Below are 22,355 nucleotides of genomic sequence, written 5' to 3'. Positions count from 1 at the left end.
TGAGAGGTACCTGCGCTGGGAGGAGGATGCGCAGGCACTTTATCCGCCTTGGGCTTGGGAGGAGGAGTAGCCCTCGGCGAAGCTCTGTAATCTCTGGGCGCCCGCCGGGGGGAGGACCCGGCGGGCGTCTGGGTGGAAACTGCCTGGGAGGAGGAGTGGCAGTTTCCGATCCGCCTGGGTCCTGGGAGGAGGAGTGGACCCTTGCGAAAGTCTTGGCTGATAATCAGCCGATGGCGCGGCGGGCGACCGAGTTGATGTCGCCGCGCGAGATGCCGAGATCGGCCAGCTCGCGCTGGGAGAGACGGTTCAGTTCGTTGACCGTCTCGCGGTAGCGGCGCCAGTTGTTGTAGGAGCGAACGAGGTTCATTGGTCTATCCTGCGGTCTTAAATCGATTGAAGCGGCTGATTGTTTCGTCTGCGTCGCTTCGTTGACTGGAAGGTAGGCGGTGCATGTCGGACCCGCTAGAGCCTTCGATGCATGGCAGCCTTGCGATTTGTGCATCGCAACAATTGACATCGACGCACGGGTCGTGGGCGCGCTCGCCGGGGCAACTCACTCTTACCCTCGTGCGGGCAGGAGCCTGGTCGAGCCGCTCGCCGTTCTCTGAAGGGATGCGCGGGGGTTCGGCGCCGGATCACGCCAAAACGGCCGGTCCCGTGTGAAAAAGCCATGGAATCATGCGGATTGGCCCCCATATGGGCCTTTCGTGGCCGCGAGGCCGGTGATATAGAAGCGCGCGTCTCGCGTCGCCCACCGTACGGCGCACTATGCGGGTGTGGCGGAATTGGCAGACGCACTTGGTTTAGGTCCAAGCGCCGAGAGGCATGGGGGTTCAAGTCCCTCCACCCGCACCAGCGGCCGCTTTCACGGAATTCATTGCGGGTCGGCCTGAATGATCGGTCGTCTCGAGCACACAAGAAGGTATCCAGAATGCAGGTAACGGAAACCAAGGCCGAGGGCCTGAAGCGCGAGATCGAGATCGTCGTGCCGGCCTCGGATCTTGAAGCGCGGCTCCAGACCCGGCTCTATGAAGCCAAGGACCGGGTGCAGCTGAAGGGTTTCCGGCCGGGCAAGGTGCCGGTTGGCCATCTGCGCAAGATGTACGGCAAGTCGCTGATGGCGGAGATCGTCAACCAGATCCTGACCGAGACCCCGCGCAATGTCATTGCCGAGCGCAACGAGCGCTCTGCAATGCAGCCGGAAATCGGCATGTCCGAGGACGAGGCCGAGGCCGAGAAGGTTCTCAACGGCGGCGCCGACTTCAAGTTCACCCTGACCTACGAGACGCTGCCGGCGTTCGAGCTCAAGGGCACCGAGGGCATCAAGATCGAGCGTCCCGTCGTCGAGGTGGCTGACGCGGAGATCGACGAGCAGGTCGAGCGCATCGCCGAGAACGCTCGGACCTACGCCGCCAAGGATGGCGCTGCGGACAAGGGCGATCGCGTCACCATGGACTTCGTCGGCAAGATCGACGGCGAGCCCTTCGATGGCGGCACCGCCACCGACAGCAACCTGGTGATCGGCTCCGGGCAGTTCATCCCGGGCTTCGAGGACCAGCTGATCGGCGTGAAGGCCGGCGACGAGAAGACCGTCGAGCTGACCTTCCCCGAGGATTACGGCGCCGCGCATCTCGCCGGCAAGCCCGCGACCTTCGACGTCACCGTCAAGGAAGTCGCCGCTCCCGAAGAGACCACGATCGACGACGAGTTCGCCGCCAAGCTCGGTGTCGAATCGCTGGATCGCCTGAAGACGGTCGTGCGCGAGCAGATCGAGAGCCAGTACGGCCAGGCGACGCGCCAGAAGGTCAAGCGCCAGCTGCTCGACGCCCTCGACGCGGCGTATGATTTCGAGCTGCCGGAGAAGCTGGTCGAGGCCGAGTTCACCAACATCTGGAACCAGGTGCAGGGCGAGCTGACCAACAGCGGCAAGACCTTCGAGGACGAGGACACCACCGAGGAGAAGGCGCGCGCCGAATATCGCCGCCTCGCCGAGCGTCGGGTCCGCCTGGGTCTGGTCCTGTCCGAGATCGGCGAGAAGGCCGGCGTGCAGATCACCGACGAAGAGCTGCAGCGCGCCATGTTCGAGCAGCTGCGCCGCTATCCGGGCCAGGAGAAGGAAGTCTACGAGTACTTCCAGAAGAACCCGGACGCCGTCGCCAGCCTGCGCGCGCCGCTCTACGAGGAGAAGGTCGTCGACCATCTGCTCGCCGAGGTGGATGTCACCGACAAGACCGTCAGCAAGGAAGAGCTGATGGCCGAGGACGAGGACGACAAGGAAACCGCCCTCGCGTCGTAAGGCGTCGCGTCGCGCAAGCGACCATCGTCGAGAATTTCGGGAGGGCCGGCGCGAGTCGGCCCTTTCGCATATCTGGCCGGCAGTGCAGGGCTCGCGCCCGCCCAAGTCTGGTCATCACTATCGCCGATAGAGACGTGCGCCGCGCGGACCCGCCGCGTCGGCACATAGTGGCAGCGCCGATCCGTCGGCCCTGCGCCCCCGCCACCCGGACCGATCACAGAACAGGCTTCCCCGCGGCATGCAGCGATTTCCGACGACCGCCATCCTCGCCTTCCTCATCGGGCTCTTCGTCCTCACCGGCGCAAGTCACGCCCAGATGCCGGGACTGTCGATCGGCGCGTCGGGCGAGACCGAGGCCAGCGCGTCGGCCGATCCCTCGCTGGACGATCTGATCGGCATTCTCGAGAACGACGACACCCGCGCCAAGCTGATCGAATCGCTGAAGGCCGCCGCCTACAAGGCGCCGGAAGCCGCTGAAGCGGCCGAGGCCGGCACGGACGCCGCGCCGCGCACGCTGCCCGGCGAGATCGCGCAGTGGACCCGCTCCATGGCGGGGGGCCTGCTGGACACCTGGGATCAGGTCGCGGCCAGTCTCGTCTCGGCGTCCCAGATGCTGTCGGGCGCCAGCCGGATCGACCTGCCGATGCTGATCTCCGCAATTCTGCCGGTGGGGCTGGTGGCCCTCGTCGCCTTCGGCGTGCTGTTCGCCAGCCGGGTCATCAAATATCCGATCTTCCGGCGGCTGGCCGATGCCGCCGAGCGCACCGGCCCGATCAACAAGCTCCTGCTGCTGGTCATCTCGTCGATCGTCGACGCGTTGTCGGTGGTGGTCGGCTGGGCCGCCGGCTATCTCGCCGCGGTGATCTTCTTCGGCGGCGAGCCGGGGATCAACCAGGCCCTGTTCCTCAACGCCTTCCTGCTGATCGAGATGGTCAAGGTCGGCCTTGCCAGCTTCGTGTCGCCGTCCTACCCGCAATTGCGGCTGACGCCGTTCTCGAACCGGCAGGCGAGCTACTGGTATTTCTGGATATCGCGGCTGATCTCGATCCTCGGCTACACCTTCATGTTCGTCGCGCCGATCGTGCAGCAATCGTCGAGCATCGCGGCGGCCGAGGCGGTGCGCTTCATCGTCGTGGTCCTCTGCCTGCTCCTGACCATCGGCCTGATCCTGAAGAATCGCGGCGTCGTGCGCGAGCGGCTGAAGCGCGCCAAGCACCAGGGCGACCGTTCGGTCAGTGCCTGGGTCTATGCCTTTGTCGGCCAGATCTGGTGGGTGCTGGCGATCGGCTTCGCGCTGGCGCTTTTCATCGTATGGGTCCGCAGCCCCGAATCCGGCCTTGCTTTCATGACGACGGCGACGCTGAAGTCGATCGCGGCCATGGCCGTTGGCGGACTGATCGTGTCGATCCTGTCGCGGGTCATCGCCCGGGGCATCCCGATCCCGCAGAACCTCAAGGACCGGTTGCCGCTTCTGGAGCGCCGGGTGAATTCCTTCATCCCCAACGCGCTCACCGTCTTGCGCGGCGTCGTCATCGTCGTCGTCCTGGCGGTGATCCTGGAGGCCTGGAACCTGTTGTCGTTCAGCGACTGGCTGGCCAGCCCGCTGGGGCAGCGCTTCGCGGGCGGGCTCGTCGGCGCGGGCATCATCCTGGCGGTCGGCGTGGCGATCTATATCGGCGTCTCGTCCTGGGTGGAGTACCGCCTCAACCCGAATTACGGCACCGTGCCGACGGCGCGCGAGCGTACGCTCCTGTCGCTGTTCCGCAACGCCTTCACGATCACCATGATCGTGCTGGTGGCGATGCTGGTTCTGTCGCAGATCGGCATCGACATCGCACCGCTCCTCGCCGGTGCCGGTGTCGTCGGCCTCGCCATCGGTTTCGGCGCCCAGAAATTCGTCCAGGACATCATCACCGGCGCCTTCATCCAGATCCAGAACGCCATGAACGAGGGCGACATCGTTGAACTGAACGGCATCTCCGGCACGGTCGAGGAGCTGACCGTGCGGTCCGTCGGCCTGCGCACGCTGGAAGGCACCTGGTACCTGATCCCGTTCTCCTCGGTGGACCAGGTGGCGAACTTCTCCAAGGACTTCGCCTATTACGTCGCCGATATCGGCGTGGCCTATCGCGAGAATGTCGACGACGTGAAGCAGATGATGTTCGACGCCTTCGACGAGCTGAAGACCACCGCCGTCGGGGAGAACCTCCTGAGCGAGCTCGACATGTGGGGGGTCAACGAGCTCGGCGATTCGGCCGTCGTCGTGCGCGGCCGGGTGATGACCAAGCCGTCGACCCAGTGGGGCGTCGGCCGGGCCTATCGCGAGATCATCAAGCGGATGTCCGACGAGCGCGGCATCGAGATCCCGTTCCCGCACATGACGCTGTGGTTCGGCGAGGACCGGAACGGCAAGGCGCCGCCGGTGCGGGTGCGCCAGAACCTGGAAGCCGATACGGCGCATCCGGCGATCGAGGCGAGCGGCCAGCCGACCGAGGGCGGCGACTACGGCACCCACGACGCGGACCGCAAGCCGATTCCGCCGGGCGGCGGCGACATCGACAGTGCCGGCGAGGGCAGGGGCTGATTGCGCAACGGCCCGCGCACGACCATATGGGGCACAGGGGCCAATCCCTTGGGCCTCATGGCATTCGGCGCGGGGGAACGCCTTGCATAGGCGCTTGGCCAAGTCCTATCTACTGAACCAGACGAATCCCTTCGCTATTCCCGCGGCACCCGGTGGTGCCGCTCATCAGACCAAGCAGCGAGACGACGACCGATGACACATCCCGTGGAAACCGCGATGAACCTCGTTCCCATGGTGGTCGAGCAGACCAACCGGGGCGAGCGCGCCTACGACATCTTCTCGCGGCTTCTGAAGGAGCGGGTGATCTTCATTACCGGCCCGATCGAAGACTCGATGGCCACGCTGGTCTGCGCCCAGCTGCTGTTCCTCGAGGCCGAGAATCCGAAGAAGGAAATCGCCCTCTACATCAACTCGCCCGGCGGCGTGGTGACCAGCGGCATGGCGATCTACGACACCATGCAGTTCATCAAGCCGGCGGTCTCGACCCTGTGCATCGGCCAGGCGGCCTCGATGGGTTCGCTGCTGCTGTGCGCCGGTCACAAGGACATGCGCTTCGCCACGCCGAACGCCCGCATCATGGTGCATCAGCCGTCCGGCGGCTTCTCGGGTCAGGCGTCCGACATCGAGCGTCACGCCCAGGACATCATCAAGCTGAAGCGCCGCCTGAACGAGGTCTATGTCGAGCACACCGGCCAGGACTACGAGACGGTTGAACGCACGCTCGATCGTGACCACTTCATGACCGCCCAGGAGGCGCGCGAGTTCGGTCTGATCGACAAAGTCTATTCGTCGCGCGACGCCCTCGAGGCCGAAGGCACCAAGTAGGGCTGCGTCGTCACGCCATGGCCACACTTGCATCGCGATCATGGCGGCGCGTGCGTTAAGCGCCGCTCAAGCAATCGACGCTACGCTGGACGATGTGCAAGAGTGGCCGATGGTATCGGGTCGTGGCTTTCGGGTGAGAGTCGCTTTGCCGAACGGGGCCGGGGGCACTAGGTTCGGTAGACCAAACGAGAAACGGATCCCTGGAGGGGACCGGATCGGAAGGAAAGACGCATGAGCAAAACGAGCGGCGGCGACTCCAAGAACACGCTCTACTGCTCTTTCTGCGGGAAGAGCCAGCACGAAGTCCGTAAGCTGATCGCCGGGCCGACGGTCTTTATCTGCGACGAGTGCGTCGAGCTGTGCATGGATATCATCAGGGAGGAAAACAAATCCTCCATGGTGAAGTCGCGGGAGGGTGTCCCCACCCCGCAGGAAATCATCGCGGTTCTCGACGACTACGTGATCGGGCAGTCCTTCGCCAAGAAGGTGCTCTCCGTCGCCGTGCACAACCATTACAAGCGGCTCGCCCACGCAGCCAAGAGCAACGACGTCGAACTGGCGAAGTCCAACATCCTGCTGATCGGCCCGACCGGTTGCGGCAAGACGCTGCTCGCGCAGACGCTGGCCCGCATCCTCGACGTGCCGTTCACGATGGCGGACGCGACCACGCTGACCGAAGCCGGCTATGTCGGCGAGGATGTCGAGAACATCATCCTCAAGCTGCTGCAGTCGGCCGACTACAATGTCGAACGCGCCCAGCGCGGCATCGTCTATATCGACGAGATCGACAAGATCAGCCGCAAGTCGGACAATCCCTCGATCACCCGCGACGTGTCGGGCGAGGGCGTCCAGCAGGCGCTGTTGAAGATCATGGAAGGCACCGTCGCTTCGGTTCCGCCGCAGGGCGGCCGCAAGCACCCGCAGCAGGAATTCCTGCAGGTGGACACGGCGAACATCCTGTTCATCTGCGGCGGCGCCTTTGCCGGTCTCGACAAGATCATCTCGGATCGCGGTCGCAAGACCTCGATCGGCTTTGCGGCGAATGTCGCGGGTCCCGACGACCGGCGCACGGGCGACGTGTTCCGTCAGGTCGAGCCCGAGGATCTCCTGAAGTTCGGCCTGATCCCCGAGTTCGTCGGCCGTCTGCCGGTCCTGGCGACGCTCGAGGATCTCGACGAGGCGGCACTGGTCCAGATCCTGGAAGAGCCGAAGAACGCGCTGGTCAAGCAGTACCAGCGTCTGTTCGAGATGGAGAATGTCGAGCTGTCGTTCCACGAGGACGCGCTGCGCGCGATCGCCCGCAAGGCGATCGAGCGCAAGACCGGTGCCCGCGGCCTGCGCTCGATCATGGAAGCCATGCTCCTCGACACGATGTTCGACCTGCCGACGCTGGAAGGCGTGCAGGAAGTCGTGATCTCCGAGGACGTGATCGACGGCAATGCCCGTCCGCTCTACATCTATTCCGAGCGGAACGGCGAAAAGGAAAACGTCAGCGCCTGATGTGAATCATCAAGGCGAGGTTTGACGGCTTATGAGCCCGTCCCGGCTTGGCGCCGGGGCGGGCTTTTCATTTTCGAGGACCGTCGCCTGCGACATCGGACAGCACCCGCGTCCCGCTGCCGAATCGCTTGAATAGCAGGCGTGTGACGCCCACATTACGGTCGTGATGGCGCTGTACCCGCGCGCTTCGAAGAAGGCGCAGGATCGGTGGCCGAACACGGCGAGGATGCCGTAGAAAGGAATACCATGTCTGATATGCAAGAACGCCAGGGTGCCGCCGGGGCGGCTCTGTACCCGGTTCTGCCGCTGCGCGACATCGTCGTGTTTCCGCACATGATCGTGCCGCTCTTCGTCGGCCGCGAAAAATCGATCAAGGCGCTCGAGGAGGTGATGGGTGCCGACAAGCAGATCCTGCTTGCGACCCAGAAGAACGCCTCCGACGAGGACCCGACCGCGGATGCGATCTACGAGATCGGCACCGTGGCCAACGTGCTGCAGCTCCTGAAACTCCCGGACGGCACCGTGAAGGTGCTGGTCGAAGGCATGGGCCGGGCGAAGATCGAGAGCTTCTCGCCGCGCACCGAGTGGCACGAGGCCTCCGCCAGCCTGATCGAGGAGACCGAGGAAGACCCGGTCGAGATCGAGGCGCTGGCGCGTTCGGTGGTCTCGGAGTTCGAGAACTACGTCAAGCTGAACAAGAAGATCTCGCCCGAAGTGGTGGGGGCTGCCGGCCAGATCGAGGACTACTCGAAGCTCGCCGACACGGTCGCCTCGCATCTGGCGATCAAGATCCCAGAGAAGCAGGATATGCTGGCGATGATCAGCGTGCGCGAGCGGCTGGAAAAGGCCCTCGGCTTCATGGAATCGGAAATCTCGGTTCTGCAGGTGGAGAAGCGTATCCGCTCGCGCGTCAAGCGCCAGATGGAGAAGACCCAGCGCGAGTACTACCTGAACGAGCAGATGAAGGCGATCCAGAAGGAGCTCGGCGACGGCGAGGACGGCCGCGACGAGATGGCCGAGCTGGAGGACCGGATCAAGAAGACGAAGCTCTCCAAGGAGGCGCGCGAGAAGGTCGCCGCCGAGATGAAGAAGCTGAAGCAGATGTCGCCCATGTCCGCCGAATCGACGGTCGTGCGCAATTATCTGGACTGGATCCTCGGGTTGCCCTGGGGCGTGAAGTCGCGCGTCAAGGTTGATCTGAAGAAGGCCGAGGACGTTCTCGAAGCCGATCATTTCGGGCTCGAGAAGGTCAAGGAGCGGATCGTCGAGTATCTGGCCGTGCAGAGCCGCCAGTCGAAGCTGAAGGGGCCGATCCTGTGCCTCGTCGGCCCTCCGGGCGTCGGCAAGACCTCGCTCGCCAAGTCGATCGCCAAGGCGACCGGCCGCGAATATGTGCGCATGGCGCTGGGCGGCGTGCGTGACGAGGCCGAGATCCGGGGCCACCGGCGGACCTATATCGGCTCGATGCCCGGCAAGGTCATCCAGTCGATGAAGAAGGCCAAGAAGACCAACCCGCTGTTCCTTCTCGACGAGATCGACAAGATGGGCCAAGACTTCCGCGGCGATCCGTCGTCGGCGCTTCTGGAGGTGCTCGATCCCGAGCAGAACGCCAGCTTCGTCGATCACTATCTCGAGGTCGAATACGATCTGTCGTCGACCATGTTCGTGACGACGGCCAACACGCTGAACATCCCGGCGCCGCTGATGGATCGGATGGAGATCATCCGCATCGCCGGCTACACCGAGGACGAGAAGGTCGAGATCGCGTCGCGGCACCTGCTGCCTAAGGCGATCCGCGACCATGCGCTGAAGCCCGAGGAGTTTTCCGTCAGCGCCGATGCGCTGCAGGAGATCGCCCGTCGCTACACCCGCGAGGCCGGCGTGCGGAACTTCGAGCGCGAGCTGATGACGCTCGCCCGCAAGGCCGTCACCAAGATCCTCAAGGGCGAAGAGAGCAAGATCGAGGTCACGGCCGCGAATCTGTCGGACTATCTCGGCGTGCCGCGTTATCGCTACGGCGAAGCGGAGACCGAGGATCAGGTCGGCGTGGTGACCGGACTGGCATGGACCGAGGTCGGCGGCGAATTGCTGACGATCGAAGGCGTCATGATGCCCGGCAAGGGCAAGATGACGGTGACCGGCAACCTCAAGGAGGTGATGAAGGAGTCGATCTCGGCTGCGGCCTCCTATGTCCGGTCGCGGGCCCTCGACTACGGCATCAAGCCGCCGCTGTTCGAGAAGCGCGACATCCACGTCCACGTGCCGGAAGGCGCGACGCCGAAGGACGGTCCGTCCGCCGGTGTCGGCATGGCCACGGCCATCGTCTCGGTGCTCACGGGCATTCCGGTGCGCCGCGATATCGCCATGACCGGCGAGATCACCCTGCGTGGCCGGGTCCTGCCGATCGGCGGCCTGAAGGAGAAGCTCCTGGCGGCGCTGCGTGGCGGCATCAAGAAGGTGCTGATTCCGCAGGAAAACGCCAAGGATCTGGCCGACATCCCGGACAATGTGAAGAACGGGCTGGAGATCGTGCCGGTGTCGCGGATGGGCGAGGTGCTGCGGCACGCGCTGATCGAGATGCCGACTCCGGTCGAATGGTCGGAAGTGGACGAGCCGATGTCCGGTCAGCCGCTGGTGGAAAACGGCGCCACGGCTGTTGCCCACTAGGCTCACCTTCACATCTTGTTAGTAATGCCGCCGCTCGTCGGCGGCATTTTTTTGCCCCAAAGCCCTGAAAACAGGGGCTTTGGCGTTGCAGAACGTTGTATCATCCGCGAAAGTCGCGGCCGTACTCACGGATCGCTAAGATGCGCGAACGATAAAAGGAGGGTATCCATGAACAAGAATGAACTGATCGCCGCCGTATCCGAGAAGGCTGACCTGTCCAAGCAGGACGCCAGCTCCGCAGTGGACGCGGTGTTCGACACGCTGCAGGCCACCATGGCGAAGGGCGACGACATCCGCCTCGTCGGCTTCGGCACCTTCTCGGTGTCGCATCGCGCCGCCTCCAAGGGCCGCAACCCCTCGACCGGTGCCGAGGTCGACATCCCGGCCCGCAACGTGCCGAAGTTCGCTGCCGGCAAGGGTCTCAAGGACGCCGTCAACAACAAGTAAGTTCTGGCGCGGCCCCGCGGCCGCAGCAGTGCGAACGTAAAGACACCGGTCCAGGCGACAAGCCTGACCGGTGTTTTGCGTTTCAGGGGCCGGTATCGCACAGCGAACAAAGGCCGGCGTCGTGGCTTGCAGTCAGAAATCGGAGAGAATGTGCGGCAGGGCCGCAGGGCCGGAGCGGGCAGGGTGCCGCTGGCAGGATGCGGTCCGCGCGGCATGGCGCTGCGGACGGCTGCCGGCGGGGCAGGCGGGAAGGCCTGCCCCGCGGCGTATCAGTCGGCGCTGAGGGTCCGTGCTTCCGGGCCCTTGTTGCCCTGGACGAAGCGGACGGTGACCTTCTGGCCGTCGGCGAGGGTGGTCAGGCCGGAACGGTTGAGGGCCGTGGCATGGACGAAGACGTCCTTGCCGGCGCCGTCGTCGAGGCCGATGAAGCCGAAGCCCTTGTCGGCATTGTACCACTTGACCGTGCCGGTGGCCTCTTCCTCGGGACCGCCGGGAGCACCGCCGCCCTGCCGCTGGGGCGCGGGACGGGCGCGTGCCGGTGCGGGGTTGCCGGAGCCGGCCGCGACCGAAAGCACCTCGGTGACCTGCATGCCCTTCTGGCCCTGGTCGATCCGGACCGTGAGGCGGGTGCCTTCGGTCACGCCGTCGGCGCTGGCGCCGGCCGCCTCGAGGGCCCGCACGTGCAGGAATGCCTCGGTGCCGTCGGCAGCCTTCACGAAGCCGAAGCCCTTGGTGGCGTTGAACCACATCACTTCGGCGTCGGACGGCAGCGATCCGCCGGACCCGCCAGCGGGCGACGAGCGCTGGAAGTAGCTCGGCTCGGCATCCCGCTCCGCCGGCAAGGCGCCGTCATCATCGAATCCGCGGCGGCGCGTGTCGCGGTGGTCTCGGTATTTACCCATGGTGGTCTCAGCTTGGACATGTTCGGATTGCGGAATATGTAAAGGAAACGGCATCACGCGCAAGCGGCAGAGGATGCGTTTTACATCCTCCGCTCGCGCGATAGCTGTTTTCCGCGAATGATTTACCAGCAAATGATCGCGCATGCGACGGCGAAATATCGCCGTCAGGCGCGTTCCGCCGCATCGGCGATGACAGCGAGGAAGGTGTCGCCGTAGCGTTCCAGCTTGGCGAGACCGACGCCGGGAACCGCGTGCAAGGCGTCGGCATCGTGTGGCCGCCGCTCGGCCATGGCCCTGAGGGTGGCGTCGGAAAACACCATGTAGGGCGGGACCTGCTGCTCCTTGGCGAGCCGCAGCCGCTCCTGGCGCAGCGCCTCGAACAATGTCGCCGCGGTCTCGTCCATCCCTTCCGTCGCATGGTCGCTGCGGCGGAACTGGGTGGCCTTGCGGACCCGGTCCTTGCGCAGGATCACCTTGCGCTCGCCGCGGAACACGGCGCGGGCATCCTCGCCCAGCTTCAGGGCGCCGAAAGCGGCGTGGTCGATGGTCAGAAGGCCCGATGCGGTGAGCTGCCGGGCGACAGACTGCCAGACACGCTGTTCGGTATCCTTGCCGGCGCCGAAGACCGGGATGCCGTCCTGGCCGGCGCGCACGACCTTGTCGGTCGCCTTGCCGGTGAGAACGTCGATCACATGGCCCGAGCCGAACCGTTCGCCGGTGCGGTAGACGGCGGCGAGCAGCTTGACCGCCGCCTCGGTGCCGTCCCAGGTCTCGACCGGAGACAGGCAGGTGTCGCAATTGCCGCACCGCCCCTCGTGATGCTCGCCGAAATGGGCGAGGATGGCGGCGCGGCGGCAGTCGGCCGTCTCGCAAATGGCCAGAAGGGCGTCGAGCTTGGCGCGCTCGACCCGCTTGATGGTTTCCTCCGAGCCGCCCTGATCGATCATCCGCCGGCGCTGGACCACGTCCTGCATGCCGTAGGCCATCCAGGCGTCGCTCGGCTGGCCGTCACGCCCGGCGCGGCCGGTCTCCTGGTAATACGCCTCGACCGACGAGGGCAGGTCGAGATGGGCGACGAAGCGCACGTCCGGCTTGTCGATGCCCATGCCGAAGGCCACCGTCGCGACGAGGCAGAGATTCTCCTCGTTGAGGAAGGCGGACTGGTTGGCGGCGCGCACGCTGGCGTCGAGGCCCGCATGGTAGGGCAGGGCGCGGATGCCCTGGGTGTTCAGCCAGGCCGCCGTCTCTTCCACCTTGCGGCGTGACAGGCAGTAGACGATGCCGCTGGCGCCTTCGTGGCGTTCCAGGAACGACAGGAGCTGCTTCTTCGGATTGTCGCGCTCGACGATGGCGTAGCGGATGTTCGGCCGGTCGAAGCTGGTCATGTAGACCGGCGCGTCGGTCAGCCGCAGACGCTCGATGATGTCGGCCCGCGTCGTCTGATCCGCGGTCGCAGTCAGGGCGATCCGCGGCACCGAAGGAAAGTCGTCGGCAAGGGTTTCGAGCAGCCGGTATTCAGGCCGGAAATCGTGACCCCAGGCGCTGACGCAATGGGCTTCGTCGATGGCGAAGAGGGCGATGCGGACACGTGACAGCGTGCGCCGGAACCCCTCGCTGACGATCCGCTCCGGCGTGACGTAGAGAAGGTCGAGCCTGCCGGCGAGAAGGTCGGCGCGCACCGTGTCGCGCTCCTCGTCGCTCATGGACGAGTTCAGGGAGGCAGCGTTGACGCCGGCCTGGCGCAGACCCTCGACCTGGTCGTGCATCAGCGCGATCAGCGGCGAGACGACGATGCCGACGCCCGGGCGGCAGAGTGCCGGGATCTGGTAGCAGACCGACTTGCCTGCGCCGGTCGGGAACAGGACGACGGCATCGCCGCCGGCGACGACCTGATCGACCACCGCTTCCTGCTGGCCGCGAAAGGCCGCGTGGCCGAAGACCGTCCGCAGCATCTCACGCGGATCGGCCGTCGCGCCGGCATTGGTCGCCTGCGTCGGGCCGTTCCTGTCGAACAGGGGATCGGTCTTGGCCGGCCCGGCGGACCGGCGTCCTTCTTGCTGCATCATCGTCTCCGGGAATCGCCGCGCGAGGGTCGGCCATCGGGCGGCGCAACGCAACTCGTCGGCCCGTGCCGGACCGGCGGCGATCGGTCACGTGTAGGTGGTGGCCCGTGACGGGGCCGCAATGGGTTCATGGGGCGCCCGATCCGGCATCGACCGGAAAACGGGCGCTGAGAAAGCGGGAGCCCGCGAGGCCGAACCGCCACGGCGTCTCGGCGCCCTTGGTGATGCCGATCCGCGGCCCGACGACGATCTGCGGCGATGCGGCTGCCGGCTCCAGCCGGAACGGCGGCGCGTCGAGGCGGCAGCCATCCTGCGCGCCGGTGATGCCGAGAGCCTGGGTGAGTCGCCCCGGACCGGCGCAGAGCTTGCGGATGTCGGCGAGGCCGCGCCGCTCCGCCATGGCGTCGAGGCCGAGCGTCGGTTCGATCGCCCGGATCAGGACGGCACTGGCGTTGCCCGGCGCCTCGCAGACGAAATTGAGGCACCAGTGGATGCCGTAGGAGCGATAGACATAGGCCCGACCCGGTTCGCCGAACATCGCGGCGTTGCGCGCCGTGGCGCCCTTGAAGCTGTGGGAGGCGGGGTCCTGCTGGTCGTAGGCCTCGGTCTCGACGATCGTGCCGCCGACGGTGCCGTCGACGACGAGCGTCGCACCGATCAGGTCCCGGGCGACGGACACGACGTCACGGTCGAAGAAGCGCGTTGGGATCATCATGGCTCGGCGGTGGCTGTTTAGGGCGCTTGGCGATCGGCGGTGCTTCGACGACGCACGGCGCGCCGTTTCGTTCCGACTGCGGCGAGGCGGAACGCATCGATTTCACGTGCCCGCCCTTCCGCAGATCGGTGGCCCACCGGATGGCGGTGGTCGGGAACGGCATCGGCGCCTTGACGTTTCGCGGTCGAGGCAACTTGAGGAGGTATCCATGCCCGCTCAGTCCAAGTCACAGCAGAAGGCCGCCGGCGCGGCCCTGTCCGCCAAGCGCGGTGACACCAAGGTCTCTGATCTGCAGGGCGCGTCGAAAGGCATGTACGAATCGATGAGCGAGAAAGAGCTCGACGACATGGCGTCGACCCAGCGCAAGGGCAAGCCGGAGCACAAGTCCGACTAGCGCCACCGTTCTTCGCCTTGCAATCAACAGCCGGCAGGTGACCCTGCCGGCTGTTGCCGTATCGGGTACGTAGAGGCCGGCGAAGACGCCGTGGCGCTTGTGCGACAGCGGCGCCGGCATCGTGAGCCGCGGCGTGCATCGGGGAACACATGTGCTAAGGGCGCCCGACATCATGTGACGGAGCAGTCTTCTAGCGATGCCGAAAAGCGCCCTCGACAAGGATCTGAAAAAGGTCGTTTCACTGGAAACGGCCACCTACGGTTCGGCCCGCTCGGTCGCGGCGCCCGGCATGGCGGTGCTCTTCCTTCTGGGGGCGATGGCGCTGGCCAGCGTCTTCGTGGCCGATGGTCCGCTGACCTATCTCGTCGTCATCGCCGCGGTGATCGCCGGCTACATGGCGTTGAATGTCGGCGCCAACGACGTTGCCAACAACATGGGCCCGGCCGTTGGGTCGAAGGCGCTGACGCTGGCCGGTGCGCTGGCGATCGCCGCTGTCTGCGAGGGCGCGGGCGCCATCATCGCCGGTGGCGACGTGGTCAGCACGATCTCTCGCGATCTCCTGCAGCCGCACGCGGCGATGGAGGCGATCGACTTCATCCTGATCATGATGGCGGCGTTCCTCGCCGCCGGCCTGTGGATTCACCTCGCGACCGTCTTCGGCGCGCCGATCTCCACCACCCACGCCATTGTCGGCGGCGTCGTCGGCTCCGGCGTCGCGGCAGCCGGCGCCGGGATCGTCGCGTGGCCGATGCTGGGCGCGATCGTCGCCAGCTGGATCATTTCGCCGGCGCTGGGCGGCGGCATTGCCGCGCTGCTCCTGGCACTGGTCGAGACCCTGATTCTCAACCGCGAGGACCGTCTCGCGGCGGCCCGGCGCTGGGTGCCGGTGCTGGTGGCGCTGATGTCCGGCATCTTCGCCATGTATCTGATGACCAAGGGCCTGAAGCGGCTGTGGAAGCCGGAGCTGGCGCATGTGCTTGCGGGCGGGCTCGCGTTCGCCATCGTCGGCTGGCTCGTCGCCCGGCCTTGGATCCGTCGGCGTTCCACGGGGATGGACAGCCGCATCAAGACGATCAGCAGCCTGTTCGTGCCGCCGCTGATCTTCGCGACCGCGCTGCTGTCCTTTGCCCATGGCGCCAACGACGTCGCCAATGCGGTCGGACCGCTGGCCGCGATCGTGGCGACTGCCACGTCGGGATCGACTGCCGACGGGCAGGTGGTCCTGCCGCTCTGGGTGCTGTCGATCGGCGCGATCGGCATCGCGGTCGGCCTCGCATTGTTCGGGCCGCGGGTGATCCGCACCGTCGGCGAGAAGATCACCAAGATGAACGAGATCCGCGCCTATTGCGTCGCCCTGTCGGCCGCGATCACGGTGCTGCTGGCCTCGAGCCTCGGCCTGCCGGTGTCCTCGACCCATATCGCGGTGGGCGCGATCTTCGGCGTCGGCTTCCTGCGCGAGTTCAAGTCGAACCGCGGGCTGGTCAATCCCGGGGTGCAGCCGCGGACGCTGTTCCTGAAGACGTCGCGGCTGAACGCGACGCCCGAGGAGGCGATCGCCAATTTCCAGAAGCGCGAACGGCGGCGTCTGGTGCGGCGTCAGCACCTGTTCGGCATCGCCGCCGCCTGGGTGATCACGGTTCCTGCGGCAGCATTGCTCTCGGCGCTGCTCTACCTCGCCATGTCGGCGATGGTCGTCAGCTAGCGGTCAGCCGGCGGTAGAGCTTCTCGGTCAGCTCGACGACCGGCTTTTCCGTCAGCAGGCGGCGGGTTTCGGCGAAGGTTGCCCAGTGCCGGTAGCGCTGGCGCATTTCCTGCCAGGCGTCGTGCTGCTGCTCGACCCGCAGCGGATAGAGCGTCACGTCGAGGACCTTGGTCTGGCGAAGCCCGCGCTTGAGCGTGCGGTAGGTGCCGAGCGGGGCCTGTTCGACATGGCCCTGGACGCCGGCCTCCTCGAGCGCTTCCTGCGCGGCGCTCTCCCAGGGGGCCAGGCCCTCCATCAGGGAGCCCTTCGGAAAGATCCAGCGGCCGGTGCGGCGCGAGGTGATCAGCAGGAAGACGGGCTGGTCGCCGACCACCGCATAGGGGATCGTCCCGGTCTGGGTGCCCGAGGGGTCGCTGCCGCGCAGCATCGAACGTTCGGCGAGTCTTTCGCGCAGCACTTCCATCATGGGGCCGGTTCCTCTCTCGTTCCGCTCGGCGCGCAGGCCATCCCGGCGCGCGCAAAGCAGATCATCATCATATCAACTGCATTGAACTTGCCTCGGTCTGGCGGCGGCAAGTTGCCTGTAAAGATTGTGTCGCGGCGAGCCTGCGCGGCGCCTGCTAGAGGCAGGGCGGCAGACATCGAATCGCAGCGTATCATCCGTGCATGAGTTATAGGGCGCACCTCGTGCGCTTTCCAGCCCCTGCTGTCGGGTGCGAGAGGAAAAGCCCTGTGGCGCCAAGCGTTTGTCTTCACGCTTGCGTGAATCGCGGGAGAGCCTGGTGGCCGTTCGGACACGGGTCGCGACGATAGTCCGCAAGGCCGCGCCAGGCGGACTTCCGGCTTCATGCTTTGGCCATATTGGAGTGCGTTACGAGCTTGTAACGCTTGGTCAGCGGGCGAATCCGGCAAGACCCGTCAGCTTCCGTTTACCATGACGGGCTAGGTTCTGCAGGGACGTGCATATCCACGAGGAGTTTCGATGACGATTTCCAACGACGCGTGCAACGGCAAGCGGCTCAGCCGCCGTCGCTTCGTGCTCGGCACGGCGGCCGCCAGTGCAGCGATGCTGCCCGGTGCCGCCTTTGCGCAGAACGCCCTCGGCGAACTGCTGCAGGCGCCGACGCGCGGCAATTGGGACGATCAGTTCGACACGCGCGGCTCCAACGTCCGTCAGGTCGCCTCGAACTCCCCGGTGCTCTCCGAAAACACGATCTATTCGCTGCAGGAGGCGATCAACAGCTATTCCGCCATCGTGCAGGGCGGTGGCTGGCCAATGGTGCCGGAAGGCGAGACGCTGAAGATCGGCGTGCAGTCGCGCACCGTGCCGGTGCTGCGGCAGCGCCTGGCGATTGCCGGCGACCTCGGCAGCAATGCCGGCGGGTCGCCCGCCTTCGACACCTATGTCGATGCGGCGGTGAAGCGCTTCCAGGCCCGCCACGGCCTCCCGGCCGACGGCGTCGTCTCGGGCCACACCTACAAGGCGATGAATGTCGGCGCCGATTTGCGTCTCGGCCAGCTCCAGACCAATCTGCAGCGTCTTCGCGAGAAGGTCGCCACCGATCTCGGCCAGCGCTACGTCGTGGTCAACATTCCGGCCGCCTCGATCGAGGCCGTGGAGAATGGCCGCGTCGTGCAGCGCCATACGGCGGTCGTCGGCAAGGTCGACCGGCAGACGCCGATCCTCGACTCGCGCATCACCAATCTCAACCTGAACCCGTACTGGCATGCGCCGGTGTCGATCGTCCGCAAGGACATCATCCCGCTGATGCAGAAGGACCCGACCTATCTGGAGCGGAACGCCATCCGCATCTTCGACGGCAATGGTCAGGAAATCCCGCCGCAGACGATCGACTGGAACACGGAAGAGGCGGTGAAGTACCTGTTCCGCCAGGATCCGGGCAAGATCAACGCGATGGCGTCGGTGAAGATCAACTTCCCGAACCCGCATGCGGTCTACATGCACGACACGCCGCAGCAGAGCCTGTTCTCGGAGCTGATGCGGTTCGAATCGTCGGGCTGCGTGCGCGTGCAGAACGTGCGCGACCTGATCGTCTGGCTGGCCCGCGACGTGCCGGGCTGGGATCGCCAGCGCATCGAGCAGGTGATCGCCGCCCGCGAGCGTCAGGACATCGACCTTGAGAACCCGGTGCCGGTGCATTTCACCTACATCACCGCCTGGGCGACCGATCCGACGGTCGTGCAGTTCCGCGACGACATCTATCACCGCGACGGTGTCGAGCAGCTGGCGATGAGCGAACTGACGGCGACGGCCTATGCGCCGAACCAGCAGAACCCCTATGCCCGCGGTGACGACGGCTACTGAGCCACGCCAACGCGACGACATGCGGGCCGGGTGCAGCGTGCGCCCGGCCTTTTTCATGCGCGGCCTTTCGCCGTTGGTGCTGCGCAAGCGGCTATGGTATTGGCGCAGCCATCTCGTGGCAGAACCCCGCCGGGTCGCCGCGCCGCCCGAAGGAGACCATCATGAGCCAGGCCATTCGTAACGATGCGTCGCGCGAGTTCGGCGATTTCTTCACCGCCTCGCTGGCCGACCGCGACCCCGACATCTTCGGCGCCGTCGGCAACGAACTGTCGCGCCAGCGTCACGAGATCGAACTGATCGCGTCCGAGAACATCGTGTCGCGCGCCGTGCTCGAGGCGCAGGGCTCGGTGCTGACCAACAAATATGCCGAGGGCTATCCGGGCCGGCGCTACTACGGTGGCTGCGAGTTCGTCGACGTCGTCGAGACGCTTGCGATCGACCGGGTCAAGCAGCTCTTCGGCTGCGAATTCGCCAATGTGCAGCCCAATTCCGGCAGCCAGGCCAACCAGGCGGTGCTGCTTGCCCTTTCGAAGCCGGGCGATACGCTGCTCGGCATGAGCCTCGACGCCGGCGGCCATCTGACCCACGGCGCCAAGCCCAATCTGTCGGGCCGCTGGTTCAACGCCGTGCAGTACGGTCTCGATCTGGAGACCGGCCTGATCGACTACGACCAGGTCGAGGCGCTGGCCGTCGAGAACAAGCCGGCGATCATCGTGGCCGGCGGTTCGGCCTATTCGCGGCAGATCGACTTCGCCCGCTTCCGGGCGATCGCCGACAAGGTCGGGGCGTATCTGTGGGTCGACATGGCGCATTTCGCCGGCATCGTCGCCGCTGGGCTTCACCCGAGCCCGTTCCCGCACGCCCATGTCGCCACCTCGACGACCCACAAGACTCTGCGCGGGCCGCGCGGCGGCATCGTCCTGACCAATGACGAGGCGATCGCCAAGAAGATCAATTCGGCGGTGTTCCCGGGGCTGCAGGGCGGACCGCTGATGCACGTCATCGCCGGAAAGGCCGTGGCCTTCGGCGAGGCGCTGACGCCGGGCTTCCGCTCCTATATCGGGGCGGTCTGTGAGAACGCCCGGGCGCTGGCGGAAACGCTGCGCGAGGGCGGTGTCGACATCGTCTCGGGCGGCACCGACACCCATCTGATGCTCGTCGATCTGCGGCCGAAGGGCCTGACCGGCAAGGCGTCGGAACTGGCGCTCGGCCGGGCCAACATCACTTGCAACAAGAACGGCGTGCCCAACGACCCGGAAAAGCCGATGGTGACCTCGGGCATCCGGCTCGGCACCCCCGCGGCCACCAGCCGCGGCTTCGGCGTGCCGGAGTTCCAGGAAGTCGGCCGGATGATCGTCGAGGTGCTCGACGGCCTGAAGGCGGCCAATTCCGAAGAGGGCAACGCCGCCGTCGAGGCTGCGGTGAAGGAGAAGGTCGTCGCGCTGACGGACCGGTTCCCGATCTACGAAGGCCTCTGACAGCCGCCCGGGCCGGCACGGCCCAGCCAGGGATCATGCGCGGCGGCCATCAGCACGCATGATCGCTTCCAGGATCGAAGAGGTGCCATGCGCTGTCCCTATTGCGGCTCGCAGGACAGTCAGGTGAAGGATTCGCGCCCCGCCGAGGATGGCGGCACGATCCGGCGCCGGCGCGTCTGTCCCGATTGCAACGGTCGCTTCACGACCTTCGAGCGCATTCAGCTCCGCGAGCTTCAGGTGCTGAAGAAGTCCGGCCGCAAGGTGCCGTTCGATCGCGACAAGCTGGCCCGTTCGGTCGAGGTGGCGCTGCGCAAGCGCTCCGTCGATCCCGACCGGGTCGAGCGGCTGATCTCCGGCATCGTGCGCCGGCTCGAGCAGTCCGGCGAACAGGAAGTGCGGTCCGAAGCGCTGGGCGAAATGGTCATGGAAGCCCTGAAGGGGCTCGATGACGTGGCCTATGTTCGCTTCGCCTCCGTCTATCGCGATTTCCGCGAGGCTCGCGATTTCCAGTCGCTGATCGGCGAGCTGGGACGCGGCGACGGCCCCGCGGCGATCGACGAGGACGAGACCGCGCCCGACGAGACACCCTCGTGACCGGGCAGGGCACTTTGACGACGAGCCCCGAACGACCGGCCACCGACGTCGACCGGCGCTTCATGGCGGCCGCCATCCGCTACGCCCAGCGCCATGTCGGACGCACGGCGACCAACCCCTCCGTCGCGACGCTGATCGTACGCGACGACGGAACCGGCCCGCGCATCGTCGGGCGCGGTGTCACCGCGATCGGCGGCCGGCCGCATGCTGAGACGGGCGCGCTCGCCGAAGCCGGTGAGCTTGCGCGCGGCGCCACCGCCTATGTCACGCTGGAGCCCTGCGCCCATCACGGCCGCACGCCACCCTGCGCCGAGGCGCTGGTGACGGCGGGAATCACGCGCGTCGTTTCGGCGGCGGCCGATCCCGACCCGCGTGTCGACGGCCGCGGCCACGCGATCCTGCGGGCCGGCGGATTGTCGGTCACGCCGCGCGTCATGGCCGCAGAAGCCGCCGCGCCCATCTCGGGCTATCTGACACGGCACGGCGCGGGCCGCCCGGAAATCCTTTTGAAGATGGCGCTGTCCCGCGATGGCCGGATCGGCATTCGCGGCGGCGGCCAGGTGAAGATCACCGGTGCGGTCGCCGACGCCCAGACCCATCTGGCGCGGGCCCGCCACGATACGATTCTGATCGGCGCCGGGACCGCGCAGGAAGACGATCCGCGGCTCGACTGCCGTCTGCCGGGCATGGCCGACCGGTCGCCCAACCGCATTGTGCTCGATCCGCGGCTGCGGACCCCACCGGAGCTGACCATCGCGCGCACTGCCTCCGAGACGCCGACGCTGATCGCCACCCTCGCCAGCGCCGATCCCGAACGCCGGGCGGCGCTGGCCCGGCAGGGCGTGCAGTTCATCGCCTGCGAGGCTGATCCGGAGACCGGCCGCATCGCACTGCCCGAACTGCTGGAGGATCTGGCGGCGACGGGCGTTGCGAGCGTGCTGGTGGAGGGCGGTGCCGAGACCGGCGCCAGTTTCCTCGACAGCGATCTTGTCGACCGGCTGATCCTGGTGCAGGGGCCGGTGGAGATCGGCGAGGAGGGCGTGCGCGCGCCGATCGACGTCGCCACGGCGCGCAGCCGCTTCCGCCTGGTCCGCGAATATCGCTTCGGCGACGACCATTGGTACGAGTTCGAGAGAAGGGCCGCCTGATGTTCACCGGGATCGTCACCGACGTCGGCCGGATCGTCCGCACCGAGCGCCTCGACGCCGGCCGCCGCTTCCGCGTCGCCACCCGATACGACCCGGCCGGGATCGCGCTGGGCGCATCCATCGCCTGCTCGGGCGTCTGCCTGACCGTGACGGCGCTGCCACAGGCGGGCGACGCCGACCGCTGGTTCGAGGTGGAAGCCTGGGAGGAGGCGCTGCGTCTGACCACGGCCGGAAGCTGGGAGGAGGGGAGCGCTCTCAATCTCGAGCGGTCGCTGAAGATCGGCGACGAGATCGGCGGGCATCTCGTTTCGGGTCACGTGGACGGGCAGGCGGAGATCGTCACCGTCACCGAGGAGGGCGAGGCCGTCCGCTTCACCCTGCAGGCGCCTGGCGACCTCAGCCGCTTCATCGCCCGCAAGGGCTCCGTCTGCCTCGACGGCACTTCGCTGACGGTGAACGGCGTCGACGGCGACCGCTTCGACGTTCTCCTGATCCGCCACTCACTGGACGTGACCACCTGGGGCACGCGAAAAGCCGGCGACAGGGTGAATCTCGAGGTCGACCAGATCGCGCGCTATGCCGAACGGCTGTTCGGCGCACGGTCGGCGGAGAGCTGAGGCTCCGAGCGAGCCGAAGACCTATCGTCTTTTCTGCATGTCTTTGCCGGTTTTGCCCGTCACGACACGCTTTCGCCGCCTCCATCCTGTTGCGTGC

18 protein-coding genes and 1 tRNA gene are annotated in these 22,355 nt (G+C 66.4%); 14 read left to right on the top strand and 5 right to left on the bottom strand.

Features of this window, described 5'->3' with window-relative positions; genetic code table 11:
• Positions 1-223: 223 nt before the first annotated feature.
• A complete protein-coding gene (locus tag H536_RS23810) occupies positions 224-367 on the bottom strand; it encodes a DUF1127 domain-containing protein (protein ID WP_081651954.1) in 144 nt (47 codons plus the stop codon).
• A 403-nt stretch (positions 368-770) separates the two neighbouring features.
• On the opposite strand from H536_RS23810, the gene H536_RS0116005 reads away from it, so the two are divergent.
• The 7 genes from H536_RS0116005 (at position 771) to H536_RS0115975 (ending at position 10,319) form a co-directional block, all read left to right on the top strand.
• Positions 771-855, top strand: a tRNA-Leu gene (locus tag H536_RS0116005).
• A gap of 76 nt (positions 856-931) precedes the next feature.
• The gene (tig, locus tag H536_RS0116000) at positions 932-2,296 is read left to right on the top strand and encodes a trigger factor (protein WP_024351436.1); all 1,365 of its coding nucleotides are present in this window, start codon (positions 932-934) and stop codon (positions 2,294-2,296) included.
• 238 nt (positions 2,297-2,534) lie between these two features.
• Complete coding sequence (locus H536_RS0115995) at positions 2,535-4,880, top strand: mechanosensitive ion channel domain-containing protein (protein ID WP_024351435.1); 2,346 nt, start codon at positions 2,535-2,537, stop codon at positions 4,878-4,880.
• A gap of 192 nt (positions 4,881-5,072) precedes the next feature.
• Complete coding sequence (locus H536_RS0115990; RefSeq protein ID WP_009209287.1) at positions 5,073-5,705, top strand: ATP-dependent Clp protease proteolytic subunit; 633 nt, start codon at positions 5,073-5,075, stop codon at positions 5,703-5,705.
• Between the two features lie 231 nt (positions 5,706-5,936).
• Positions 5,937-7,205 (top strand): ATP-dependent Clp protease ATP-binding subunit ClpX, encoded by a 1,269-nt coding sequence (gene clpX / locus H536_RS0115985; RefSeq protein ID WP_009209288.1) that lies wholly within the window; start codon positions 5,937-5,939, stop codon positions 7,203-7,205.
• Positions 7,206-7,451: 246 nt separating this feature from the next.
• Positions 7,452-9,872: an endopeptidase La gene (gene lon, locus H536_RS0115980; protein ID WP_081651953.1), complete on the top strand. Its 2,421-nt coding sequence runs from the start codon at positions 7,452-7,454 to the stop codon at positions 9,870-9,872.
• 24 nt (positions 9,873-9,896) lie between these two features.
• On the top strand, positions 9,897-10,319 hold the full coding sequence (locus tag H536_RS0115975) for an HU family DNA-binding protein (protein ID WP_458363648.1): 423 nt from the start codon (positions 9,897-9,899) through the stop codon (positions 10,317-10,319).
• Positions 10,320-10,588: 269 nt separating this feature from the next.
• Here H536_RS0115975 and H536_RS25365 read toward each other — a convergent pair whose 3' ends face one another.
• The 3 genes from H536_RS25365 to H536_RS0115960 all read right to left on the bottom strand — a co-directional run bounded on the left by H536_RS25365 (position 10,589) and on the right by H536_RS0115960 (position 13,999).
• A complete protein-coding gene (locus H536_RS25365; RefSeq protein ID WP_024351432.1) occupies positions 10,589-11,221 on the bottom strand; it encodes a cold-shock protein in 633 nt (210 codons plus the stop codon).
• Between the two features lie 164 nt (positions 11,222-11,385).
• Positions 11,386-13,284, bottom strand: a complete 1,899-nt coding sequence (gene recQ, locus H536_RS0115965) for a DNA helicase RecQ (protein WP_024351431.1) — start codon at positions 13,282-13,284, stop codon at positions 11,386-11,388.
• Between the two features lie 127 nt (positions 13,285-13,411).
• Complete coding sequence (locus tag H536_RS0115960; protein WP_024351430.1) at positions 13,412-13,999, bottom strand: DNA-3-methyladenine glycosylase; 588 nt, start codon at positions 13,997-13,999, stop codon at positions 13,412-13,414.
• A gap of 208 nt (positions 14,000-14,207) precedes the next feature.
• Between H536_RS0115960 and H536_RS0115955 the strand changes: the two genes are divergently transcribed.
• Complete coding sequence (locus H536_RS0115955) at positions 14,208-14,393, top strand: DUF3008 family protein (RefSeq protein WP_024351429.1); 186 nt, start codon at positions 14,208-14,210, stop codon at positions 14,391-14,393.
• 196 nt (positions 14,394-14,589) lie between these two features.
• A complete protein-coding gene (locus tag H536_RS0115950; protein WP_024351428.1) occupies positions 14,590-16,095 on the top strand; it encodes an inorganic phosphate transporter in 1,506 nt (501 codons plus the stop codon).
• On the opposite strand, the gene H536_RS0115945 is transcribed toward H536_RS0115950, so the two are convergent.
• A complete protein-coding gene (locus H536_RS0115945) occupies positions 16,088-16,561 on the bottom strand; it encodes an NUDIX hydrolase (RefSeq protein ID WP_024351427.1) in 474 nt (157 codons plus the stop codon). The two genes, H536_RS0115950 and H536_RS0115945, sit on opposite strands and share 8 nt — an antisense overlap.
• Before the next feature lie 516 nt (positions 16,562-17,077).
• Here H536_RS0115945 and H536_RS0115940 point away from each other — a divergent pair.
• The 5 genes from H536_RS0115940 (at position 17,078) to H536_RS0115920 (ending at position 22,258) form a co-directional block, all read left to right on the top strand.
• On the top strand, positions 17,078-18,421 hold the full coding sequence (locus H536_RS0115940) for a L,D-transpeptidase family protein (RefSeq protein WP_024351426.1): 1,344 nt from the start codon (positions 17,078-17,080) through the stop codon (positions 18,419-18,421).
• Between the two features lie 161 nt (positions 18,422-18,582).
• Entirely contained in the window at positions 18,583-19,899 is a 1,317-nt protein-coding gene (gene glyA / locus H536_RS0115935) for a serine hydroxymethyltransferase (RefSeq protein WP_009209296.1), read from the top strand.
• Positions 19,900-19,986: 87 nt separating this feature from the next.
• Positions 19,987-20,493, top strand: coding sequence for a transcriptional regulator NrdR (gene nrdR / locus H536_RS0115930; protein WP_024351425.1), 507 nt, complete (start codon positions 19,987-19,989; stop codon positions 20,491-20,493).
• On the top strand, positions 20,490-21,641 hold the full coding sequence (gene ribD, locus H536_RS0115925; RefSeq protein ID WP_024351424.1) for a bifunctional diaminohydroxyphosphoribosylaminopyrimidine deaminase/5-amino-6-(5-phosphoribosylamino)uracil reductase RibD: 1,152 nt from the start codon (positions 20,490-20,492) through the stop codon (positions 21,639-21,641). Before nrdR ends, ribD begins: the two co-directional genes overlap by 4 nt.
• Entirely contained in the window at positions 21,641-22,258 is a 618-nt protein-coding gene (locus H536_RS0115920; RefSeq protein ID WP_024351423.1) for a riboflavin synthase, read from the top strand. Before ribD ends, H536_RS0115920 begins: the two co-directional genes overlap by 1 nt.
• Positions 22,259-22,355: the final 97 nt, after the last annotated feature.

This window comes from Aurantimonas coralicida DSM 14790, assembly GCF_000421645.1.
Lineage (GTDB): Bacteria > Pseudomonadota > Alphaproteobacteria > Rhizobiales > Rhizobiaceae > Aurantimonas > Aurantimonas coralicida.
Note: the sequence above shows the minus strand (reverse complement) of the source record. Positions and strands in the feature narration are given on the sequence as shown.

Coding starts and splice junctions, on each gene's coding strand:
- H536_RS23810 (WP_081651954.1), bottom strand. CDS start 367: ATGAACCTCGTTCGCTCCTACAACAACTGGCGCCGCTACCGCGAGACG.
- tig (WP_024351436.1), top strand. CDS start 932: ATGCAGGTAACGGAAACCAAGGCCGAGGGCCTGAAGCGCGAGATCGAG.
- H536_RS0115995 (WP_024351435.1), top strand. CDS start 2,535: ATGCAGCGATTTCCGACGACCGCCATCCTCGCCTTCCTCATCGGGCTC.
- H536_RS0115990 (WP_009209287.1), top strand. CDS start 5,073: ATGACACATCCCGTGGAAACCGCGATGAACCTCGTTCCCATGGTGGTC.
- clpX (WP_009209288.1), top strand. CDS start 5,937: ATGAGCAAAACGAGCGGCGGCGACTCCAAGAACACGCTCTACTGCTCT.
- lon (WP_081651953.1), top strand. CDS start 7,452: ATGTCTGATATGCAAGAACGCCAGGGTGCCGCCGGGGCGGCTCTGTAC.
- H536_RS0115975 (WP_458363648.1), top strand. CDS start 9,897: ATGCCGCCGCTCGTCGGCGGCATTTTTTTGCCCCAAAGCCCTGAAAAC.
- H536_RS25365 (WP_024351432.1), bottom strand. CDS start 11,221: ATGGGTAAATACCGAGACCACCGCGACACGCGCCGCCGCGGATTCGAT.
- recQ (WP_024351431.1), bottom strand. CDS start 13,284: ATGCAGCAAGAAGGACGCCGGTCCGCCGGGCCGGCCAAGACCGATCCC.
- H536_RS0115960 (WP_024351430.1), bottom strand. CDS start 13,999: ATGATGATCCCAACGCGCTTCTTCGACCGTGACGTCGTGTCCGTCGCC.
- H536_RS0115955 (WP_024351429.1), top strand. CDS start 14,208: ATGCCCGCTCAGTCCAAGTCACAGCAGAAGGCCGCCGGCGCGGCCCTG.
- H536_RS0115950 (WP_024351428.1), top strand. CDS start 14,590: ATGCCGAAAAGCGCCCTCGACAAGGATCTGAAAAAGGTCGTTTCACTG.
- H536_RS0115945 (WP_024351427.1), bottom strand. CDS start 16,561: ATGATGGAAGTGCTGCGCGAAAGACTCGCCGAACGTTCGATGCTGCGC.
- H536_RS0115940 (WP_024351426.1), top strand. CDS start 17,078: ATGACGATTTCCAACGACGCGTGCAACGGCAAGCGGCTCAGCCGCCGT.
- glyA (WP_009209296.1), top strand. CDS start 18,583: ATGAGCCAGGCCATTCGTAACGATGCGTCGCGCGAGTTCGGCGATTTC.
- nrdR (WP_024351425.1), top strand. CDS start 19,987: ATGCGCTGTCCCTATTGCGGCTCGCAGGACAGTCAGGTGAAGGATTCG.
- H536_RS0115920 (WP_024351423.1), top strand. CDS start 21,641: ATGTTCACCGGGATCGTCACCGACGTCGGCCGGATCGTCCGCACCGAG.